The 19,439-nt window shown below is 68.3% G+C and carries 15 protein-coding genes and 1 pseudogene; 7 read left to right on the forward strand and 9 right to left on the reverse strand.

What is annotated here, in order from left to right; all coding sequences use genetic code 11:
• The first annotated feature begins 49 nt into the window (after positions 1-49).
• The gene (locus tag B7D75_RS25545; protein ID WP_107114550.1) at positions 50-1,675 is read left to right on the forward strand and encodes a methyl-accepting chemotaxis protein; all 1,626 of its coding nucleotides are present in this window, start codon (positions 50-52) and stop codon (positions 1,673-1,675) included.
• Positions 1,676-1,727: 52 nt separating this feature from the next.
• On the opposite strand, the gene B7D75_RS25550 is transcribed toward B7D75_RS25545, so the two are convergent.
• Both B7D75_RS25550 and B7D75_RS25555 read right to left on the reverse strand, forming a co-directional pair.
• Positions 1,728-2,423 (reverse strand): NUDIX domain-containing protein, encoded by a 696-nt coding sequence (locus tag B7D75_RS25550; protein WP_003156794.1) that lies wholly within the window; start codon positions 2,421-2,423, stop codon positions 1,728-1,730.
• 12 nt (positions 2,424-2,435) lie between these two features.
• Positions 2,436-3,038, reverse strand: coding sequence for an adenylyltransferase/cytidyltransferase family protein (locus B7D75_RS25555; protein ID WP_012077618.1), 603 nt, complete (start codon positions 3,036-3,038; stop codon positions 2,436-2,438).
• Positions 3,039-3,147: 109 nt separating this feature from the next.
• Between B7D75_RS25555 and B7D75_RS25560 the strand changes: the two genes are divergently transcribed.
• From B7D75_RS25560 to choE, 4 genes are all read left to right on the forward strand, one after another.
• Positions 3,148-3,804: a nicotinamidase gene (locus B7D75_RS25560; protein ID WP_043098608.1), complete on the forward strand. Its 657-nt coding sequence runs from the start codon at positions 3,148-3,150 to the stop codon at positions 3,802-3,804.
• Between the two features lie 2 nt (positions 3,805-3,806).
• Positions 3,807-5,006 carry a nicotinate phosphoribosyltransferase gene (gene pncB / locus B7D75_RS25565; RefSeq protein WP_034082943.1) on the forward strand — a complete coding sequence of 400 codons (1,200 nt, stop codon included), beginning with the start codon at positions 3,807-3,809 and terminating at the stop codon, positions 5,004-5,006.
• A gap of 28 nt (positions 5,007-5,034) precedes the next feature.
• On the forward strand, positions 5,035-5,862 hold the full coding sequence (gene nadE / locus B7D75_RS25570) for an ammonia-dependent NAD(+) synthetase (protein ID WP_034082941.1): 828 nt from the start codon (positions 5,035-5,037) through the stop codon (positions 5,860-5,862).
• Between the two features lie 134 nt (positions 5,863-5,996).
• Positions 5,997-6,920, forward strand: a complete 924-nt coding sequence (choE, locus tag B7D75_RS25575; protein WP_043098607.1) for a cholinesterase ChoE — start codon at positions 5,997-5,999, stop codon at positions 6,918-6,920.
• Between the two features lie 67 nt (positions 6,921-6,987).
• Here choE and azu read toward each other — a convergent pair whose 3' ends face one another.
• Positions 6,988-7,434 (reverse strand): azurin, encoded by a 447-nt coding sequence (azu, locus tag B7D75_RS25580; RefSeq protein ID WP_034082939.1) that lies wholly within the window; start codon positions 7,432-7,434, stop codon positions 6,988-6,990.
• A gap of 274 nt (positions 7,435-7,708) precedes the next feature.
• On the opposite strand from azu, the gene B7D75_RS25585 reads away from it, so the two are divergent.
• On the forward strand, positions 7,709-8,296 hold the full coding sequence (locus B7D75_RS25585) for an LOG family protein (RefSeq protein ID WP_012077621.1): 588 nt from the start codon (positions 7,709-7,711) through the stop codon (positions 8,294-8,296).
• 12 nt (positions 8,297-8,308) lie between these two features.
• Here the strand turns inward: B7D75_RS25585 and B7D75_RS25590 are convergent, their stop codons facing one another.
• The 5 genes and pseudogenes from B7D75_RS25590 to B7D75_RS25610 all read right to left on the reverse strand — a co-directional run bounded on the left by B7D75_RS25590 (position 8,309) and on the right by B7D75_RS25610 (position 16,229).
• Entirely contained in the window at positions 8,309-9,004 is a 696-nt protein-coding gene (locus tag B7D75_RS25590) for a peptidoglycan DD-metalloendopeptidase family protein (RefSeq protein WP_053814680.1), read from the reverse strand.
• A gap of 194 nt (positions 9,005-9,198) precedes the next feature.
• The gene (locus B7D75_RS25595) at positions 9,199-10,050 is read right to left on the reverse strand and encodes a mechanosensitive ion channel family protein (protein WP_043098606.1); all 852 of its coding nucleotides are present in this window, start codon (positions 10,048-10,050) and stop codon (positions 9,199-9,201) included.
• Positions 10,051-10,300: 250 nt separating this feature from the next.
• A complete protein-coding gene (locus B7D75_RS25600; RefSeq protein WP_034082933.1) occupies positions 10,301-11,236 on the reverse strand; it encodes a transglutaminase family protein in 936 nt (311 codons plus the stop codon).
• Positions 11,236-13,733: pseudogene (locus tag B7D75_RS25605) on the reverse strand (circularly permuted type 2 ATP-grasp protein). The gene B7D75_RS25600 and the pseudogene B7D75_RS25605 overlap by 1 nt, the downstream one beginning before the upstream one ends.
• Before the next feature lie 252 nt (positions 13,734-13,985).
• Positions 13,986-16,229 carry a YgiQ family radical SAM protein gene (locus B7D75_RS25610; protein ID WP_003157450.1) on the reverse strand — a complete coding sequence of 748 codons (2,244 nt, stop codon included), beginning with the start codon at positions 16,227-16,229 and terminating at the stop codon, positions 13,986-13,988.
• 207 nt (positions 16,230-16,436) lie between these two features.
• On the opposite strand from B7D75_RS25610, the gene B7D75_RS25615 reads away from it, so the two are divergent.
• A complete protein-coding gene (locus B7D75_RS25615) occupies positions 16,437-18,326 on the forward strand; it encodes a diguanylate cyclase (protein WP_107114551.1) in 1,890 nt (629 codons plus the stop codon).
• On the opposite strand, the gene alr is transcribed toward B7D75_RS25615, so the two are convergent.
• Positions 18,327-19,403 carry an alanine racemase gene (gene alr / locus B7D75_RS25620; protein ID WP_107114552.1) on the reverse strand — a complete coding sequence of 359 codons (1,077 nt, stop codon included), beginning with the start codon at positions 19,401-19,403 and terminating at the stop codon, positions 18,327-18,329. It abuts the gene before it with no gap.
• Between the last annotated feature and the right edge of the window lie 36 nt (positions 19,404-19,439).

Consider the following 19,439-nt stretch of genomic DNA (forward strand, 5'->3'; position numbering starts at 1 on the left):
GCTGCGCGGAACCATCTTTACTCTCACTCGGTTCACCTCGGAACGTCCCATGCTCACTGGCGTCACGGTTCGAATCCGCCTGCTGGTCCTGGCGTTGCTGCCCCTGACAATGCTCGTCACGGTCATCGCGATGGCGCTGGCCAACGCCAGTCGACTCGATGCCAGCTTCCAGGACCTTTTCAACAACCGGATGAAGCCCATCAGCCAGCTCAAGATCGTCGCCGACGCCGTTGCGGTCAGCGTGGTCGACGCCCTGCACAAGTACCGTGCGGGCGTCTTCGATGAAGAGCACCTGCAGCAGGAGTTGAGTGGGGCGCTGTCGCGCATCGAGAAGTCGTGGGCCGACTATTCCGCAGACCACCGGACTGCCGCCGAGAAGGAAATCATCGAGTCGCTGGTCCCCACCCTGGAACAGGTCAAGCGGATGACCCTGGCATACGGCGAGCAGGCCAAGGCCGGAAGCCTGCGAAACGTCGAGGCCGGAACGTTCAATCGCGAGATGTATGGTGCGTTCGATCCCCTGGGAACCGCGCTGTCGACGCTGATCGACCTGCAGCTCAGCGAAGGCGCCAAGCTCAACGAGCAGATGGAGAAACGCTACGACTCCATGCGCACCACCTTCCTGCTCATCGGCGCCGCAGCCCTGGTCCTCATCGTCGCCGCGGCCTGGTTCATCAGCCTGTCGATCATGCGCCCGCTTTCCGATCTACGCGGGGTGATCCGCCGCGTGCAGGACTCCTCGAATCTCACGCTCCGCGCCGATGCGCGCGGGCGCGACGAAGTGTCCGATACGGCGCGCGCCTTCAATATGATGCTGGAAAGCCAGCAGGCGCTGCTCCGCCATCTCGCCGAAACGGCCAGGAAGCTGACCGTCACCTCGGACGAGATGAGCGCCATCAGCAACCAGGTCAGCCATGTCGCCACGTCCCAGGGCGACCAGACCGACATGGTCGCCACGGCGGTACACCAGATGAGCATGGCGGTCCAGGACGTGGCGCGGAACGCCCAGGCCGCCGCGGCCAGCGCGGAATCGGCGAACAGCGAGGCGCACACCGGAACCGGCCTCGTGCATGCGAACCTCGACGCCATCCAGGGCCTGTCGGTCATGGTCGGAGAGGCGGGAGCCGTCATCGACACGCTACGCAACAAGACCGATGAAATCAGCACCGTCCTGGAAGTCATCCAGAACATCGCCCAGCAGACCAACCTGCTCGCCCTCAATGCCGCGATAGAAGCCGCACGGGCGGGCGAGGCCGGACGCGGGTTCGCGGTGGTCGCCGATGAAGTGCGCAGCCTGGCCACCAATACGCACAAGGCCACCGAAACCATCCGCGAGATGATCGAAGCCCTGCAGGCAGGCGCCAGCAGCGCGGTCAGCGTGATGCAGCAGTCACGCGAGCAAGCCCAGGTCAGCGTCCAGCGCGCCCACGAGGCGGGAAAGGCGCTCGGTCTCATCGCCCAGGCGGTCGAAGGCATCGCCCAGAGCAACGCGCAGATATCCACGGCGACGGAAGAACAGACCGCCACCGCGAGCGAGGTCAGCCAGAACATCGACTCGCTCAATGCCAGCATCGGCGAAGTCGCCGAGGGCGCGGTGAAGACCTCCACCTCCAGTGTCGAGCTGGCGAAGCTGGCAAACGGGCTGGAGCAGCAGATCCAGCGCTTCACCGTCTAGCAAGCGCGGCAGGGAGCGGCCTCACCGGCCCTGCCGCACCGGTAGGCGTTTGTCAGGACGCCAGCAGGCTGCGGTCGAAAACGAACGCGCCGCCCGGCTTCGGGGTGAAATGCAGGACGTGTTGCGGGCGCCCCATGGGCGGACGCTGGCGTTCGCCGGTGTCCTCGACCCAGCCAGCCTCCTTCATCCGCTCCAGGCGCCCGCGCAGGCTGGAATGCTGGACTTCCTGGCCGATGGCGCACTCGAAGGCCTTCAGCGCCTCGGCCACGGTGAAGCGCGGCGCCAGCAGGAACAGCGGCAGGGCGCTGTATACCGATTTGCTCGCCAGGCGCTCGCAGGCCTGCTGCACCAGCTGGAGATGGTCGAACGGCAGGGCGAAGCGTTCGCTGCGCACCTCGCGCAGCGGCACGAAGTCGAGGTCGTCGTCCTCCACCCGGGTGTCCGGACCGACCAGCACCAGGTAGAACACGCTCAGCGACCAGCCGCGCGGGTCGCGTACCGCGTTGCCGACCGTGGCCACCTGCTCGATGTAGGCCGGCTCCAGCCGCGCCTTGTCGCGCAGGGCGCGCACCGCCGCGTCGTCGAGGCTGTGGTCGGCGCTGCGGCCGTTGACCAGCACGCCGGGCAGTGCCCACTGCCCGGCGAAAGGCGCCTGGGCACGGCGGATCAGCAACAGCTCCAGTCCGTGCCCGGGGTTGAGGCGCAACGCCACGATATCCACGCTGGCCAATACTTCCGCTGAACTCATCCTCACTCCTCCTCACACCGCCCGGCGCGCGACGCCATAGCAGTGCAATTCATCCTTCACCTCCGGCAGGCACCAGGCCTCCGGGATTTCCAGTCCTTCGCGCAGACGCTGGCGGATCATCGAGCTGTGCAGCGCCAGCCGCTCCTCCGCCACCAGCCGGCCGAAGCGCCAGCACAATTCGGCGGCGCGTTCGAAGCGCGGCAGCTCCGCCTCGTTATCGGCACCGATCAGCAGGGCGATCCGCGGCGACGCCAGGCCACTGCGCGCGGCCAGGGCCTCCAGCAGATCGATGCTGTAGACCGCCGGACGATCGGGCATCAATCCTGCTTCGATCGGCTCGCAGTACACCCGCCGCGGATCGATGCGCCGGGCCAGCCGCGCCAGCCAGCGGCAACGCTGCTCGAAGTCGCTCATGCGCTTGCCGAAGGCGTGCCGGTGGCTCGGCACCAGGGCGACCCGCTCGGCGCAGAGCAACGCCCGGCGGATCACCGACTCATGGCCGGGGTGCGGCGGGTCGAACGCCCCACCATAGACCGCGAGAGCGAAGTCGGGGGCGCGTCCGCCGCTCATCCCAGCAGGCAGTCGGCGAATCCGGGAACTTATTTCATCACGCATAGAAAATACCTTCCACTGCGAAATTTTGTAGTACAGGTGCTTGACGACTTATTTCACGTGATGAATTATGTACCCACATTCAGCCCCAACCCGTCAAGCGGAGGCTTCCATGAATCGCCCCAAGATCGCCAGCTTCGATGTCGACGCCCAGAAAGGCTTCACCCCGCTGTGCCCGGACGAACTGCCGGTGCCCGGCGGCGACGCCATCGGCGCCGCCCTCAACCTGTTGGCCAGCCGTGCCGCGCTGCGCCTGGGCAGCAAGGACGCGCACAGCCCGAAGGCTGCCTGGGTAGTGGAAAGCGCCGCGCAGATGCTGCGGCCGCTGGCCTATCCGGACGCAGACCTGACCTGGGTCGCCCACTGCGTGCCGGGTACGCCGGGCTTCGAGCTGCTCGACGAGCTGCCGCGGCCGATCGACTACGACTTCTTCGTCTGGAAGGGCGTGGAGCCGGACCTGCACCCCTACGGCGCCTGCTACCACGATCTGGCGGAACGCCGCAGCACCGGGGTCATCGAATACCTGAGGCAGAATGGCGTGAGCCATGTGCTGGTGGGTGGCCTGGCGCTGGACTACTGCGTGAAGAACACCGCCCTGCAACTGCGCCGCGCCGGTTTCGAGGTGCTGCTCTACCTGCCCGCCTGCCGGGCCATCGCCGAGGACACCGCGCAGCGGGCCTGCGACGAGATGCGCGACGCTGGGGTGATCCTCTGCGCCGACCTGGAACGACTGGATAGCGCCCTCGCCGGCGCCGACAAGGAGAAGTGAACATGGCCGAAAGCGTCTTCGCCGAGCGCATCGTGCAGAACCTGCTCGATACCGATTTCTACAAGCTGACCATGATGCAGGCGGTGCTGCACAACTACCCCAACGCCGAAGTGGAATGGGAATTCCGCTGCCGCAACAGCGAGGACCTGCGTCCGTACCTGGCGGAGATCCGCTACCAGATCGAGCGCCTCGCCGAGGTCGAGGTGACCGCCGACCAGCTCGCCTTCCTCGAGCGTATCCCGTTCATGAAGCCGGATTTCATCCGTTTCCTCAGCCTGTTCCGCTTCAACCTGCGCTACGTGCACACCGCCATCGAGGACGGCCAGTTGGCGATCCGCCTGCGCGGCCCATGGCTGCACGTGATCCTCTTCGAAGTGCCGCTGCTGGCCATCGTCAGCGAGGTGCGCAACCGCTATCGCTACCGCGAGGTGGTCCTGGAGCAGGTCGGCGAGCAGCTCTATCGCAAGCTCGACTGGCTCTCCGCCCAGGCCAGCAGCGAGGAACTGGCGGAGTTCCAGCTTGCCGACTTCGGCACCCGCCGGCGCTTCTCCTACCGTACCCAGGAGGAGGTCGTGCATATCCTCAAGCGCGACTTTCCTGGCCGCTTCGTCGGCACCAGCAACGTGCACCTGGCCCGCGAGTACGATCTCAAGCCGATCGGCACCATGGCCCACGAATGGCTGATGGCCCACCAGCAGCTCGGCCCGCGGCTGGTCGACAGCCAGGAAGCCGCGCTGGACTGCTGGGTCCGCGAATACCGCGGCCAGCTCGGCATCGCCCTGACCGACTGCATCACCATGGATGCCTTCCTCGCCGACTTCGACCTGTACTTCGCCAAGCTCTTCGACGGCCTGCGCCACGATTCGGGCGACCCGCTGGCCTGGGCGGAGAAAGCCATCGCCCACTACCGCCGGCTGGGTATCGACCCGCTGAGCAAGACCCTGGTGTTCTCCGACGGGCTGGACCTGCCCAAGGCGTTGCAGCTGTTCCGCGCGCTACGTGGCAAGATCAACGTCAGCTTCGGCATCGGCACCAACCTGACCTGCGATATTCCCGGGATCGAGCCGATGAACATCGTCCTGAAGATGACGGCCTGCAACGGCCACCCGGTGGCGAAGATCTCCGACGCCCCGGGCAAGACCCAATGCCGCGACGGGAACTTCGTCGCCTACCTCCGCCACGTCTTCAACGTGCCGGGGTAACCTCTTCGAACCTAAAGGGAGCACGAACATGCAACAGATCCAACGCGACATCGCCCAGGCCCTGCAGGTCCAGCCGCCGTTCCGGACGGAGGCCGACGTGCAGGCGCAGATCGCCCGGCGCATCGCCTTCATCCAGCAGTGCCTGAAGGATTCCGGGCTGAAGACCCTGGTGCTGGGAATCAGCGGCGGCGTCGACTCGCTCACCGCCGGCCTGCTGGCCCAGCGCGCCGTCGAGCAACTGCGTGAGCAGAGCGGCGACCAGGCCTACCGCTTCATCGCCGTGCGCCTGCCCTACCAGGTGCAGCAGGACGAGGCCGACGCCCAGGCTTCGCTGGCGACCATCCGCGCCGACGAAGAGCAGACCGTCAACATCGGTCCCTCGGTGAAAGCCCTGGCGGAACAGCTGGAAGCCCTGGAAGGCCTCGAGCCGGCGAAGAGCGACTTCGTCATCGGCAATATCAAGGCGCGCATCCGCATGGTCGCCCAGTACGCCATCGCCGGCGCCCGTGGCGGCCTGGTGATCGGCACCGACCATGCCGCCGAGGCGGTCATGGGGTTCTTCACCAAGTTCGGCGACGGCGCCTGCGACCTGGCTCCGCTCAGCGGCCTGGTCAAGCATCAGGTGCGCGCCCTCGCCCGCGCCCTCGGCGCGCCGGAGAACCTGGTGGAGAAGATCCCCACCGCCGACCTCGAGGACCTGCGCCCCGGCCATCCGGACGAGGCCTCGCACGGCGTCACCTATGCCGAGATCGACGCCTTCCTGCACGGCCAGCCGCTGCGCGAGGAGGCCGCGCGGGTGATCATCGATACCTACCACAAGACCCAGCACAAGCGCGAGCTGCCGAAGGCGCCCTGAACCTCTCGGCCCGCGCGGCAACGCCCGTCGTCGACGGGCCTTGTCGCGGGCGGGAATGCGCCTGTCGCAAACAGGTCTTCAAGTCCTCGCGACGGCGCGCTAGAAGGAGACTGTAATCCCCGCGAAGGCCCGCCATGCGCCCCAGAATTCCTGCCCTGCTCCTCGGCCTCGTGCTGGCCGGCCAGGCCCACGGACACACCTCCCCGTTGCTCGACCCGGTGCGGCAGATCCACGCCTTCGGCGACAGCTATTCGGATAACGGCGAAAGCCAGCGGCTGACCCGCGAGATGCTCGCCAAGGGCGTCGCCGGCGCCCAGGCGTTACCCGGCGAAGTCTACTGGCGGGGCCGCTGGAGCAACGGCCCGACCGCCGTCGAGGTGCTCGCCCGCCAGCTCGGCGCGCAGTTGGCCGACCATGCGGTGGGCGGCGCCAAGAGCGGAGCGGACAACTATTACGGCTGGATGAGCGCCTACCGCCATACCGGCCTCGCCGGCCAGGTCGACGCCTACCTCGCCACCCTGGAGGGCAAGCCGGCCGACGGCCAGGCGCTGCATTTCATCTTCGTTTCCGCCAACGACTTCTTCGAGCACGAGGATTTCGCCGGCGAGCAGCCCCTGGAACAACTGGCCGGCAGCAGCGTGGCGAACATCCGCGCCGCCGTGCAGCGCCTTGGCGACGCCGGCGCACGGCGCTTCCTGGTGGTCAGCTCGACAGACCTGAGCGTGGCTCCGGCGGTGGTCGCCGGCAACCGGGTGGAACGGGCGCAGCGCTACCTGCAGGCGGTCAACGCCAGCCTGCCGATCCAGCTCGCCGCCCTGCGCAAGACCCGCGGCCTGGAGCTGAGCTGGTTCGACCACCAGACCTTCAGCAGCCACCTGCGGCGCAACGCGGCGCGCTACGGCCTGGTGGAGCTGGACGCGCCCTGCCAGCCGACCCTGCCACGGGTCCGCCCGGCCTGCGCCAATCCCGACCAGTACTACTTCTGGGACGAATGGCACCCGACACGGCGCGTACACCAACTGGCCGGCGAGGCGATGGCGGCGCGCTACGCCCGCTGAGCCTGGCGCGAGGCCCATGAAAAAGCCCGGCATCGGCCGGGCTTTTTCGTGCGGCGATCGCGCGCGATCACTTCAGGGTCAGGGTGCCCTTCATCAGCGCGGAGTGGCCCGGGAAGGTGCAGAAGAACATGTACTGTTCGCCTTCCTTCAGCTTGGAGACGTCGAAGGTCACGGAGTCTTTCTCGCCCGAGCCGATCAGCTTGGTGTGGGCGATGATGCGGCTGTCGTCGGGCTTCAGGTAGTCCTTGTCCAGGCCGGAGGCCATGCCGTCGGTGACCACGCCCTGCATGTCGGCGGCGGTGCTCAGTACCCAGTTGTGGCCCATGACGTTCTTCGGCAGGTTGCCGGGGTGGGACAGGTTGACGGTGAACTGCTTGCAGCTCTTGTCGATGGTGATCGCGTTGGTGTTGAACTGCATCTGGTCGTTACCCTGGATGTCCACCGAGCACTCGGCAGCCAGCAGCGGCGCACTGAGCAGGGACAGCAGGGATACCGCAGCGAGTTTACGTAGCATGGAGCAGCCTCCTAGGCAGGTTGGGCGATGAATCCTGAAAGAGCAGACTGCCCGATCGGGCGCCGAGTTCCACTGATTCAGGTCAAACCCGAACCGGACATGGCGGGGCATCGAGCGGGATCTGCCCGGCGTTTACTACGGGGAACCCCAGTTTTAGCACAGAAGTGCCGCTTCGCGCCTGCGACGCAACGTCCGGCAACGCTTCGGACGGCTTGGTCGAAGCGATCCGAGCCGCTACCCTGTGCGCCTTTTTCACCCCCGACAGGAGTCGAACATGACCTTGCGTTCCGTCTGCGTATTCTGTGGCGCCAGCCCCGGCGCCTCCCCGGTCTACCAGGAAGCCGCCGTGGCCCTCGGCAGGCACCTGGCCGAGCGCGGCCTGACCCTGGTCTACGGCGGCGGCGCGGTCGGCCTGATGGGCACCGTGGCGGACGCCGCATTGGCCGCCGGCGGCGAGGTGATCGGGATCATCCCGCAGAGCCTGCAGGAAGCCGAGATCGGCCACAAGGGCCTGACCCGCCTGGAAGTGGTGGACGGCATGCACGCGCGCAAGGCGCGCATGGCCGAGCTGGCCGATGCCTTCGTCGCCCTGCCCGGCGGGCTCGGCACCCTGGAAGAGCTGTTCGAGGTCTGGACCTGGGGCCAGCTGGGCTACCACGCCAAGCCGCTGGGCCTGCTCGAAGTCAACGGCTTCTACGACCCGCTGCTGGCCTTCCTCGACCACCTGGTCGACGAACGCTTCGTCCGCGCCGAACACCGCGGCATGCTGCAGCGCGGCGCCAGCCCGGAGGCGCTGCTCGACGCCCTCGCCGCCTGGACGCCGAGCGTGGCGCCGAAGTGGGTCGACCGCACCCCGCTGTAATCCACTCCCCGCTCAGGACGGCGGCAGCAGGCTCAGCGGGTCGAGCGGCCGGCCGTTCTGGCGGATCTCGAAGTACAACTGCACCCGGTCGGCATCCGAGGAGCCGGCCTCGGCGATCTTCTGGCCCTTGCTGACCATCTGTCCCTCCTTCACCAGCAAGCGGCTGTTGTGCGCGTAGGTACTGGTGTACGAGGTACCGTGCTGGATGATCACCAGGTTGCCGTAGCCGCGCATGTTGTTCACCGCGAACACCACCTTGCCGGCCAGCGAGGCCTGCACCGGCTGGCCCAGGGTGCCGGCGATGCGGATGCCCTTGTTGAGCTTGTCGGAACTGGAGAAGCGGCGGATCACCGGCCCCTTCATCGGCCACTGCCAGCCGCGCAGGGTCACCGACGGCGGCGGAGGCGGTGGCTTGCGCGCACGGGCGCTCGACGAGGAGCGGCGGCTGGCGACGTAGGTCGACTTGCGCCCGTCGAAGCGCACCACCTGGCCGACCTTCACCGCGTAGGGCGGGCGGATGCCGTTGGCGCGCGCCAGGTCCTTGTAGTTCCAGCCATGGCGGGTGGCGATCGAGTAGAGGGTATCGCCGCGCTTGACGCGGTATTCGCCGCGCACGACCTTCGGCACCGACGCTCCCGGAGCGGGAGCCTTGGAGCTGCACGCGGATACCGCCAGCAGGACGGCGATCAAGAGCAATCTGAAAAACACACGGAATCCTTTTTCCGATGGAACCCGGCCGGCGGCGGCGACGGTTGCAGGCCCGCACTATACCCGTTCGCCGGCCAGCCCGTTGGACCCGTCGCCGTCCCGTTCGCTCCCGTCCGACCTCGCCCGGCGGCGGCCACCAAACGAAGACGCCCCGCAAAGCGGGGCGTCCTCTCGACTCGATCCGCGACCGCGCGTCAGGCCCCGCCAGCCTGCTGCACGATCACCGTCTGCGCCGGCATCGGCGCCGGGAAGTCCGCGCCGAGGGCGTCCTTGATCACCTTGTTGGTGTCGAAGTAGACCTGCCAGTAATGGTCGTTGTGGCAGTACGGACGCACCGCCAGCACCGGTCCGACCAGGTTGAACTCGAGGATCTCCACGTCCACCGGCGGCTCGCCGAGCACGTTGGGAATCGCCGCGACACGCTGCCTGAGCAGGGCGATGGCCGCCTGGTAGTCGGCGGCGCCGGAGAGCTGCGCCTTCAGTTCGACCCGGCGGAACGGGTTGTGGGTGAAGTTCTGGATGTTGTCGCTGAAGATCTTGTTGTTGCCGACCATGGTCAGCACGTTGTCCGGGGTGTTGATCGCGGTGGTGAACAGGCCGATCTCCTTGACCGTGCCGGTCACTCCGCCAGCGCAGATGAAGTCGCCGACCTTGAACGGCCGCAGGACGATGATGAAGCCGCCGGCCGCCAGGTTCGCCAGCAATCCCGACCAGGCCATGCCGATGGCCAGGCCGACCGCCGCGATCAACGCCGCCAGGCTGGTGGTCTGGATGCCGAAGAAACCGAGGATGCCCACCACCAGGAGGATGTTCAGGGTCACCGTGATGAACGAGCCGACGTAGCGCAGCACGGTCGGGTCGACCTTCTGTCGCTCCAGGGACTTCTGCACCATGCCGACGGCGAAGCCGATCAGCCAGCGGCCGATCACCCAGAAGGCGATGGCCGCGAGAATCTTGATGCCGAAGGCGAAGGCGTACTGGGACACCGTCGCCCAGAGCGCGTTGATCTTCTCGGTACCTACGTTGACGATCGTCGTGTCATCCATATCGCTCACCCTGCGCAAGGAAGGAGTCTGGCTCCGTACGAGAACCGCCCCTGGCACCGGAAAGGCAGGCTCCGGCCCCTGGCCCGACAACGTCCGTAGCGGATCCTGGAAAAGCTAGCACGCCGCCGCGAATTTGCCGGCCGGCCGCTTCGTTGTCCCCAAACGGCGTGGGCGAGGCTGTGGACAAGCTGGGAGAAAAACGCCGCGGCCCCCGATTGGCAGGGCCTGGCGAGGACTGCTCGGTTCTTGATCAGCGGCCGCCTTCCGCCACCGGCAACACGGTCACCCGCACCTCCGGATCGTGGCTGCCGCCGCCGAGGATCACCCCGCGCAAGGGCGACACATCGGAGAAGTCGCGGCCCCAGGCCAGGGTGATGTGCTCCCGGTCGGGGAGGATGTTGTTGGTCGGGTCGAAGTCCACCCAGCCGTTGCGCGGGCAGTACAGCGAAACCCAGGCGTGCGAGGCATCGGCGCCGATCAGGCGCGGCTGCCCGGGCGGCGGCCGGGTCAGCAGGTAGCCGCTGACGTAGCGCGCCGCCAGGCCACGCGAACGCAGGCAGGCGAGCATCAGGTGGGCGAAGTCCTGGCAGACTCCGCGGCGGCGCTCCAGCACCTCGCTCAAGGGCGTCGCCACCTGGGTCGCCTGGGCGTCGAAGGCGAACTCGCGGAAGATCTTCTCCATCAGCGCCGCCGTCGCCACCAGCAGCGGCCGGCCAGGCGGGAAGCAGGCGGCGGCGAACTCGGCGAACGGCCCCTGGCGGCGGACATAGGGCGAATCGACCCGGTAACGGCAGGCATCCAGTTCGGCGGCATCCAGCGGCCGCCCGGAAAATGCCAGTCCGGCGGCGACCGCGTCCCAGGCCGGCGACGCCGCCAGTTGCGCCGGCGCGTGGGCGAACACCTCGACCTGCAGGCGCGCGCTGACCCGCAACTCCTCGTGCGGCCGCTCGAAGGCCAGCCGGCTCAGCGGATTGCCGAACGCATCCTCGCCATCCTCGCGCCGGCTCGGCCCCGGCTCGACCAGCAAGGCGCGCTCATGGCAGCGCTGCCAGGCGCAGTCGCGCGGCCACAAGTGCGCCAGTTGCCACGACAGCGATACCGGCGCCGCGTAGCGGTAGTGGGTGTCGTGCAGCACCTGGTAGCGGGCGCCACGGAGCGGAACGGAGCGAAGGGCGGGAGCGGACATCAGGTGGATACCGTTCTCTGGCTGACGTCGTCGACATGGGCGAAATGGCGCAAGCCTAGCCGATCCGAGACCTGCCCGGCGCTGCCGGCGATCTCGCGCAGCAGCCGCGCCAGCCCGGCGAGCACCTCGTCGAGCCCGGCCGCGCCGAACAGCGGGCTTTCCAGGGTTGCCAGGTCGAAGCCGCGCAGGCGTTCGCCGAGGGCCTTCAGTTCGCGCTCGCGCGGCGCGCCGAACTCCTGGTGCAGGTGTTCCAGGGAACGCTCCAGGGCCTGTAGCTGGAAGCGCAGCGAGTGCGGGTTCTGCTCGTGCAGCAGGAGCAGGTCGAGCACCGGGATCAATTGTGGCGAGGCCAGGTAGCGCGAGCGGTAGGTGATGCCGCTGTTGCCCAGTTCCAGCAACCCGTCCAGCGCGCCCGGGTCCCAGGCGGTGCCGGCGTCGAGGAAGGCGGCGATGCTCTCGGCGAAGAAGCGCACGCGTTCGATGCGCCGGCCGATCATAAGGAAACGCCAGCCATCATCGCGGGTCATGTCGTCGAGGGCGAAGCCGGACAGGGCTGCCAGGGACATCAGCAGCCGGTCGAGGAAATCCAGCGCCTCGCCGAGATCGGTGCGCGCCGGGTCGAGCGCCAGGGCATCGCGCTGCAGCGCCAGCAGCGCCAGCCAGTTCTCCCCCGACAGGCGCCCGCGCACCTGCGCCGCCGCCCCGTGCAGGCGGCGCAGGTTGGCGCACAGGCTGGCCGCCCAGTGCTCGTCGAGCAATGCCCGCAGCAGGCGCCGTTCCAGCGCCGCGGGCGCATCGGGCAGCAGGCCGATGTCGGCGGCCAGGGCCAGGGCGCTGCGCAGCGCCTCGTCGTCGCCGTCGGCATCCACGTAGCGCGACAGCACCACCCGCAGTAGCCGTGCGTGGTCGTCGCAACGCTCGGCATAGCGACCGAACCAGAACAGGTTTTCCACTACCCGCGACGGCAGGTACGGGTCTTCGCGTACCAGGTCGCGCACGCCGAGCGAACGTGGCCGCAAGGGCTCGCCACCGACCGGGCGCTCGGCGAGCACCCAGGTGTCCTTGCTGGCGCCGCCGCGCTGCATCGACACCACTTCGGCATCCGCCGCGGAAGCCACCCGGGTCAGCCCGCCGGGCATCACCCAGTAGCGCCCGTCGCTGGCGGCGACGGCGAACACGCGCATACCGATCGCCCGCGCCTGCAGAGCGCCGTCGGCGCCGTCGTCGCGCCACACCGGCGCCAGGGACAGCTGCGCCAGGCGCTGCGCCACGTAGGCCTGCGGCTGCTCGCGCAGGCGCTCGTCGAGCGCGGCCAGGCCGGCGGCATCGAGGGCATGGCCGAACAGCGGCTCGAACCGCTGGCCGGGAAAGGCCGGCTTGATCACCAGCCCAGGCAGTTCCGCGCTTATCGCGTCCAGTGCCTGCGGCTCGCCGCACCAGCGGGTAGCGACCGACGGCAGCGACAGCTCCTCGCCGAGCAGGCGGCGGCTCGCCGCCGGCAGGAAACCGAGCAGGCCGGGCGATTCCAGCACCCCGCTGCCCAGCGCATTGGCCATCAGCACCCGTCCCTGGCGCACCGCCTCGAGCAGGCCTGGAATACCCAGGGCGGAATCGTTGCGCAGTTCCAGCGGATCGCAGAAGTCGTCGTCGAGGCGGCGCAGTACCGCGTGCACGCGCTTGAGGCCACCGAGGGTCTTCAGGTAGAGGGTGGCGTCGCGCACCGTCAGGTCGTGCCCCTCGACCAGCGGGAACCCGAGCTGGCGCGCCAGGTACAGGTGTTCGAAATAGGTTTCGTTGAAGCGCCCGGGGTCAGCAGCACCACCAGCGGCGTCTCGCCGTCGCTGGCGGCCTGGCTGGCGAGGGTTTCCTGCAGGGTGCGGAAGTACCCGGCCAGGTACTGCACGCGCAGGTCGCGGTACAGTTCCGGCAGGGCCCGCGAGACGATCTGCCGGTTCTCCAGCGCATAGCCGGCGCCGGATGGCGCCTGGGTACGGTCGGCGAGCACCTGCCAGCGGCCATCGGCATCGCGCACCAGATCGACGGCATAGCTATGCAGGAAGATCCCGCCGGGCGGCTGGATGCCTACTGCCGGCCAGAGGAAGTTCGGATGGCCGTAGACCAGCTCGCTGGGCAGCAGCCCCTCGGCGAGCAGGCGCTGCTCGCCGTACAGGTCGGCCAGCAACGCGTTGAGCAGCCGTGCCCGTTGCGCCACGCCGGCGGCGAGCGGCTGCCACTCGGCGGCCGACAGCAGGTTCGGCAGCAGGTCTAGCTCCCAGGGCCGGTCGGTGCCCTTGGGATCGGCGTAGACGTTATAGGTGACCCCGTTTTCCTGGATCTGCCGCTCGACCAGCGCCTGGCGCTGGCGCAACTGCGCCGGGCCGCTGCGCTCCAGTTGGCGGAACAGGCGCTGCCAGTGTGGACGCACGCCGCCCTGGCGATCGAGCAATTCGTGGTAGGCCGTGTCGCGTGACGGAGGGTGGGCGGGCAGCTCGGGCATCGCGGGCTCGCGGGGCTGGGTTTGCGGTCACTGTAGCGGACTCGGCGGCACGCCGCCGGAGCAAAGCGACGAGGCGTCGCCAGGGGCGGTAGCACAGCCTCCGCAAAGGACCGGGGCAGTTCCCGTGGCGCAAGACTTGTGCCAGAGCCAGCGGCCGCGCCCGGCACGCGCTCCGGCCCCGACTGCGCACCGGCAGGGTGCGCGCATGCGGGTCGCGCGCCCCTCTACGGGGCGCCCCGCCGCCGCGCTGAATCAGCGCGGGATGTTCGGCTGGCGCGGTTTCTTCCTGCCCTTGGCGAAGGCCGCCGCCTTGTTCTGCTGGCCCTTGCTCCACGGTTTGCCGCCGTCGCTGGCGCGTGGCGGCAGGCCGGTGTGCTGGGTCAGCAGCTTGCCGGTCTTCTTGCTGCCGGCCGGCGTGGAATTCTTCCGCCGCGCGCTCTGGTACTCGCCGGTGTCCGGCTGGTAGGTCGGCACCAGGTGCTGCTTGCCGTTGCCGATCAGGTCGGCGCGGCCCATGCGCTCCAGCGCCTCGCGCAACAGCGGCCAGCCCTTCGGATCGTGGTAGCGCAGGAAGGCCTTGTGCAGGCGGCGCTGCTGGTCGCTCTTGACGATGGTCACGCCATCGCTCTTGTAGGTGACCTTGCGCAGCGGGTTCTTGCCCGAATGGTACATCGCGGTGGCGGTGGCCATCGGCGACGGATAGAACGCCTGTACCTGGTCGGCGCGGAAACCGTTGCGCTTGAGCCAGAGCGCCAGGTTCATCATGTCCTCGTCGGTGGTCCCCGGATGCGCGGCGATGAAGTACGGGATCAGGTACTGTTCCTTGCCCGCCTCCTTCGAGAACTTCTCGAACATCTGCTTGAAGCGATCGTAGGTGCCGATCCCCGGCTTCATCATCTTGTCCAGCGGACCGCGCTCGGTGTGCTCCGGGGCGATCTTCAGGTAGCCGCCGACATGGTGAGTGACCAGTTCGCGGACGTACTCCGGCGACTCCACCGCGAGGTCGTAGCGCAGGCCGGAGGCGATCAGGATCTTCTTCACCCCCGGCAGCGCGCGGGCCTTGCGGTACAGCTCGATCAGCGAACTGTGGTCGGTGTCGAGGTTCTCGCAGATGCCGGGGAACACGCAGGACGGCTTGCGGCAATGCTTCTCGATGTCCGCACTCTTGCAGGCGATGCGGTACATGTTAGCGGTCGGCCCGCCGAGGTCGGAGACCACCCCGGTGAAGCCGGGCACCTTGTCGCGCATCTCCTCGATCTCGCGGATGATCGACTCGTGCGAGCGGTTCTGGATGATCCGTCCCTCGTGCTCGGTGATCGAGCAGAAGGTGCAGCCGCCGAAGCAGCCGCGCATGATGTTCACCGAGAAGCGGATCATCTCGTAGGCGGGGATCTTCGCCTTGCCGTAGGCCGGGTGCGGCACGCGCGCGTAGGGCATGCCGAACACGTAGTCCATTTCCTCGGTGCTCATCGGGATGGGCGGCGGATTGAACCAGACGTCCACCTCGCCGTGCTTCTGCACCAGGGCGCGGGCGTTGCCCGGGTTGGTTTCCAGGTGCAGCACGCGGTTGGCGTGGGCATAGAGCACCGGGTCGTTGCGTACCTTCTCGAACGACGGCAGGCGGATCACGGTCTTCTCCCGGGTCAGCCTGGGATTCGGCAGCAACTGCACGACCTTGGCTTCCTGCGGGTCCTCCACCGCGCCCTTTTCCTGCTCGATGGCGCAGGCGGCGGTGTCCTGGGTGTTCACGTAGGGATTGATGATCTTGTCGACCTTGCCCGGCCGGTCGATCCGCGTGGAATCGAGCTCGAACCAGCCTTCCGGGGTATCGCGACGGACGAAGGCGGTACCGCGCACGTCGCTGATCGCGCTCACCGGCTCGCCCTGGGCCAGGCGCTGGGCGATCTCCACCACGGCGCGCTCGGCATTGCCGTAGAGCAGGATGTCGGCGGTGGCGTCCATCAGGATCGAGCGGCGCACCTTGTCCTGCCAGTAGTCGTAGTGGGCGATCCGCCGCAACGACGCCTCGATGCCGCCGAGGATCACCGGCACATGGCTGTAGGCTTCCTTGCAACGCTGGCTGTAGACCAGGCTGGCGCGGTCCGGGCGCTTGCCGGCCAGGCCGCCGGGGGTATAGGCGTCGTCGGAGCGGATCTTCTTGTCCGCGGTGTAGCGGTTGATCATCGAGTCCATGTTGCCGGCCGCGACCCCGAAGAACAGGTTCGGCTCGCCGAGCTTCATGAAGTCGTCCTTCGACTGCCAGTCCGGCTGGGCAATGATGCCGACGCGGAAACCCTGGGCTTCCAGCAGGCGGCCGATGATGGCCATGCCGAAGGACGGGTGGTCGACGTAGGCGTCGCCGGTGACGATGATGATGTCGCAGGAATCCCAGCCGAGCTGATCCATCTCTTCCCGGCTCATCGGCAGGAAGGGCGCCGGACCGAAACACTCGGCCCAGTACTTGGGATAGTCGAACAGCGGCTTGGCGGCTTGCATCACGGGCACCGGGTATCTCTAGGAATGGGGAGCGCAAAAACGCGGGCGCGGAATATAGCACAAAAAATGAGCAATTCCGACGTTTTCACTAGGTATTGCCTGTCGTCGGGCGGCTCGTGGAAATGCCATCATTTAGCCATCTAACTTCTATACTGCGATCACTGTCATCTCACCCGGCCTCGACGACAGGCCCCCGGGAGAGTCATCGTGCGCCACCCCCTTGCCCTGATCGCGGTCCTCTTCCTGTTGCTGGCGGGCGCCACGTCCGGCGCCGCGTCCGGACCGCCCGGCGGCGCCTGGCTGAACGGCTCGCTGGCACTGCTCGAGGACCCCGACGGCAGCCTGCAGGTGGACGACCTCGAACAGCCGGAGCGGGCCGAGCGCTTCGTCGCCGCCCAGGGGCGCACCAGCGTGGGCCTCAGCCGCAGCGTGTGGTGGCTGCGCCTGGACCTGCCGCCGCGCGAGGCGGTGCCCGGAGGCTGGTGGCTGGAAGTCGCCAGCTCCAGCCTGCTGGACCTGCGCCTGTACCTGCCCGACGGCCAGGGCGGCTACCGCGAGCGGCGCAGCGGCGACGCCGTGCCCTTCGCCGAGGGCCGCGACCATGCCTATCGCCACCCCCTGTTTCGCCTGCCCGCCGACGATGGCCCGCTGCGCGTCTACCTGCGCAGCCACGACCCCGGTGGCAATGCCTTTCCGTTGCGGCTCTGGAGCCACGACGAGCTGCTGGAATACCGCAGCCAGGGCAACCTGCTGTTCGGCATGGCCTACGGGCTGATCCTCGCCCTGCTGCTGTACAACCTGTTCCTTTTCAGCAGCCTGCGCGACCGCGCCTGTTTCTGGTACGTGCTGACCGGGGCCAGCGCGCTACTGCTGACCCTGAGCATCAGCGGCCACGGCTTCGAATACTTGTGGCCCGAACATGCGCTGCCCTGGTGGCTGAACCGTCTGACGCTGCTGGCGTTCTGGGGCATCTGCGTGATCCGCTTCAGCCAGAACCTGCTGCAGAGCCGCCAGCACGCCCGCCGGGCCCATCATCTGCTGAACGCCTGCTGCCTGCTGTTCCTCGTCTGCCTGGCGCTCAACGCCGGCGGCTGGCGCTGGCAGGCCGGCGGGATGCTGGCGGCGACCCTGCTGGCGAACCTGCCGATCGCCATCGGCCTGGCCCTGCAACGCTGGCGCCAGGGCTCGGCCACCGCACGCCTGTACCTGCTCGGCTTCGGCCTGGTGCTGGGCAGCGTCAGCCTGGAGCTGATGCGCGCCACCGCGCTCGTCCAGCCGACCTCGGCCAACACCATGGTGTTCCCGCTGGCGCTGACCCTGGAGGCCCTGCTGTTCTCCCTCGCGCTCGCCTCGCGGATCCAGGACCTGAAGCAGGAAAGGGCCCAGGCCCTGGAGCAGGCCGACCAGGAGAAGAACGCCCGCCTGGCCCTGCTGCACAGCGCCCAGCGCGACCTGGCGCGCGCCGTGGAGGTGCGCACCAACGAGCTGAGCGAAGCCAACCGCCTGCTGCAGATGCGTGAAGCGCAACTGCAGTACGCCGCCCTGCACGACCCGCTGACCGGCCTCGGCAACCGCCGCCAACTGCTGGAGTTCGCCGAGCGCGCACTGGAAGACGCCCGTCGCCACGGCGACAGCATGGCGCTGCTGCTGATCGACCTGGACCACTTCAAGCCGATCAACGATACCCACGGCCATGACGCCGGTGATTTCGTCCTGCAAAGCGTGGCCCAGCGCCTGCGCCAGTGCGTGCGCGCCGATGACTGCGTGGCGCGCCTGGGCGGCGACGAATTCGCCGTGTTCATCGGCGGCTCGAACGCCGAACAGCACGCCCGCGAGATCGCCGAGCGGCTGTTGCGCGAGCTGGCGAAACCGGTGGAGTTCGCCAAGCAGTGGCTGGTGATCACACCGAGCATCGGCGTCGCCCTGTTTCCCGGCGACGCCCTGCAGTTCGGCAAACTCTACAAGGCCGCCGACCAGGCGCTGTACCGGGTCAAGGGCGCCGGCCGGGCCGGCTACGCGATGGCCGCCGACGCGCAGCGCGAGACGGCGCCGGCACTGCCCTGGCCGTCCGCCCTGGCGCCGGACCGGAGCTCCTGATCAATGGGCGTAGCGCCGTGGCACCCGCGCGGTGACCTTGCTCAGCAGCTCATAGCCGATGCTGCCGCAGGCACGCGCCACCTCGTCCACCGCCAGTTGCGCGCCCCATAGCTCCACCGGATCGCCGACGCGGGCGTCCGGCAGGCCGCCGAGATCGACCGTCAGCATGTCCATCGATACCCGGCCGGCCAACCGCGTGCGTCGCCCGCCGACCAGCACCGGGGTGCCGGCTGGCGCGTTGCGCGGGTAGCCGTCGGCGTAGCCGCAGCTGACCGTGCCGATCCGAGTCGGGCGTTCGGCGACCCAGCCGGCGCCGTAGCCGACGCTCTCGCCCGCCGCCACCTCGCGCACCGAGATCAGACGCGCGGTCAGGCTCATCGCCGGCTTCAAGCCCAGCTCGGCGGCGCTCAGGTCGGCGAAGGGGGTCGCGCCGTAGAGCATGATCCCCGGCCGCAGCCAGTCCATGTGCGCGGCCGGGATGGTCAGCACCGCCGCCGAATTGGCCAGGCTGCGCTGGTCGAAATCCAGGTCGAGCAGGCCGAGGAAGCACTCCACCTGCTGCTCGGTGAGCGGATGGTTGCGCTCGTCTGCGCAGGCGAAGTGGCTGATCAGGTTCAGCTCGCGAACGCCGGGGTGGTTGCGCAGGCGCGCATGCCACGCGCGCAGCGCGGCGGGATCGAAGCCCAGGCGGTGCATGCCGGAGTCAAGCTTGAGCCAGACGTTGAGCGGTGTATCCAGTCCGGCGGCGAGGAACGCTTCGCCCTGCTCGAGCCCCTGGATCACCAGGTCCAGCCGCAACTGGCCGGCGAGGGCGTATTCGCTCGCCTCGAAACAGCCTTCCAGCAGCAGGATCCGCGCGTCGGCGTGCAGGGCGCGGACCTCGGCAGCCTCCTCCAGGCAGGCCACGGCGAAACCGTCGGCCTCGTCGTGCAGCGCCGTCACCACTTCACGCGCACCGTGGCCATAGGCGTTCGCCTTGACCACCGCGAACGCCTGGCGCTGCGGCGCGCAGCGCTTGGCCAGGATGTAGTTGTGGCAGATCGCGGAAAGATCGACGGTGGCAACGAGTGGACGCATGGTCTCGGGTCCTGCAAATGAAACGGGCGCCTATGG

Origin of the sequence: Pseudomonas paraeruginosa (assembly GCF_003025345.2) — a bacterium.
Classification (GTDB): Bacteria; Pseudomonadota; Gammaproteobacteria; order Pseudomonadales; family Pseudomonadaceae; genus Pseudomonas; species Pseudomonas paraeruginosa.

Excerpts from the sequence above, each read along its gene's own strand:
- B7D75_RS25545 (WP_107114550.1), top strand. The coding sequence starts at position 50 with ATGCTCACTGGCGTCACGGTTCGAATCCGCCTGCTGGTCCTGGCGTTG.
- B7D75_RS25555 (WP_012077618.1), bottom strand. The coding sequence starts at position 3,038 with ATGCGTGATGAAATAAGTTCCCGGATTCGCCGACTGCCTGCTGGGATG.
- pncB (WP_034082943.1), top strand. The coding sequence starts at position 3,807 with ATGGCCGAAAGCGTCTTCGCCGAGCGCATCGTGCAGAACCTGCTCGAT.
- B7D75_RS25560 (WP_043098608.1), top strand. The coding sequence starts at position 3,148 with ATGAATCGCCCCAAGATCGCCAGCTTCGATGTCGACGCCCAGAAAGGC.
- azu (WP_034082939.1), bottom strand. The coding sequence starts at position 7,434 with ATGCTACGTAAACTCGCTGCGGTATCCCTGCTGTCCCTGCTCAGTGCG.
- B7D75_RS25610 (WP_003157450.1), bottom strand. The coding sequence starts at position 16,229 with ATGCAAGCCGCCAAGCCGCTGTTCGACTATCCCAAGTACTGGGCCGAG.
- B7D75_RS25595 (WP_043098606.1), bottom strand. The coding sequence starts at position 10,050 with ATGGATGACACGACGATCGTCAACGTAGGTACCGAGAAGATCAACGCG.
- alr (WP_107114552.1), bottom strand. The coding sequence starts at position 19,403 with ATGCGTCCACTCGTTGCCACCGTCGATCTTTCCGCGATCTGCCACAAC.
- B7D75_RS25550 (WP_003156794.1), bottom strand. The coding sequence starts at position 2,423 with ATGAGTTCAGCGGAAGTATTGGCCAGCGTGGATATCGTGGCGTTGCGC.
- B7D75_RS25600 (WP_034082933.1), bottom strand. The coding sequence starts at position 11,236 with ATGTCCGCTCCCGCCCTTCGCTCCGTTCCGCTCCGTGGCGCCCGCTAC.
- choE (WP_043098607.1), top strand. The coding sequence starts at position 5,997 with ATGCGCCCCAGAATTCCTGCCCTGCTCCTCGGCCTCGTGCTGGCCGGC.
- B7D75_RS25585 (WP_012077621.1), top strand. The coding sequence starts at position 7,709 with ATGACCTTGCGTTCCGTCTGCGTATTCTGTGGCGCCAGCCCCGGCGCC.
- nadE (WP_034082941.1), top strand. The coding sequence starts at position 5,035 with ATGCAACAGATCCAACGCGACATCGCCCAGGCCCTGCAGGTCCAGCCG.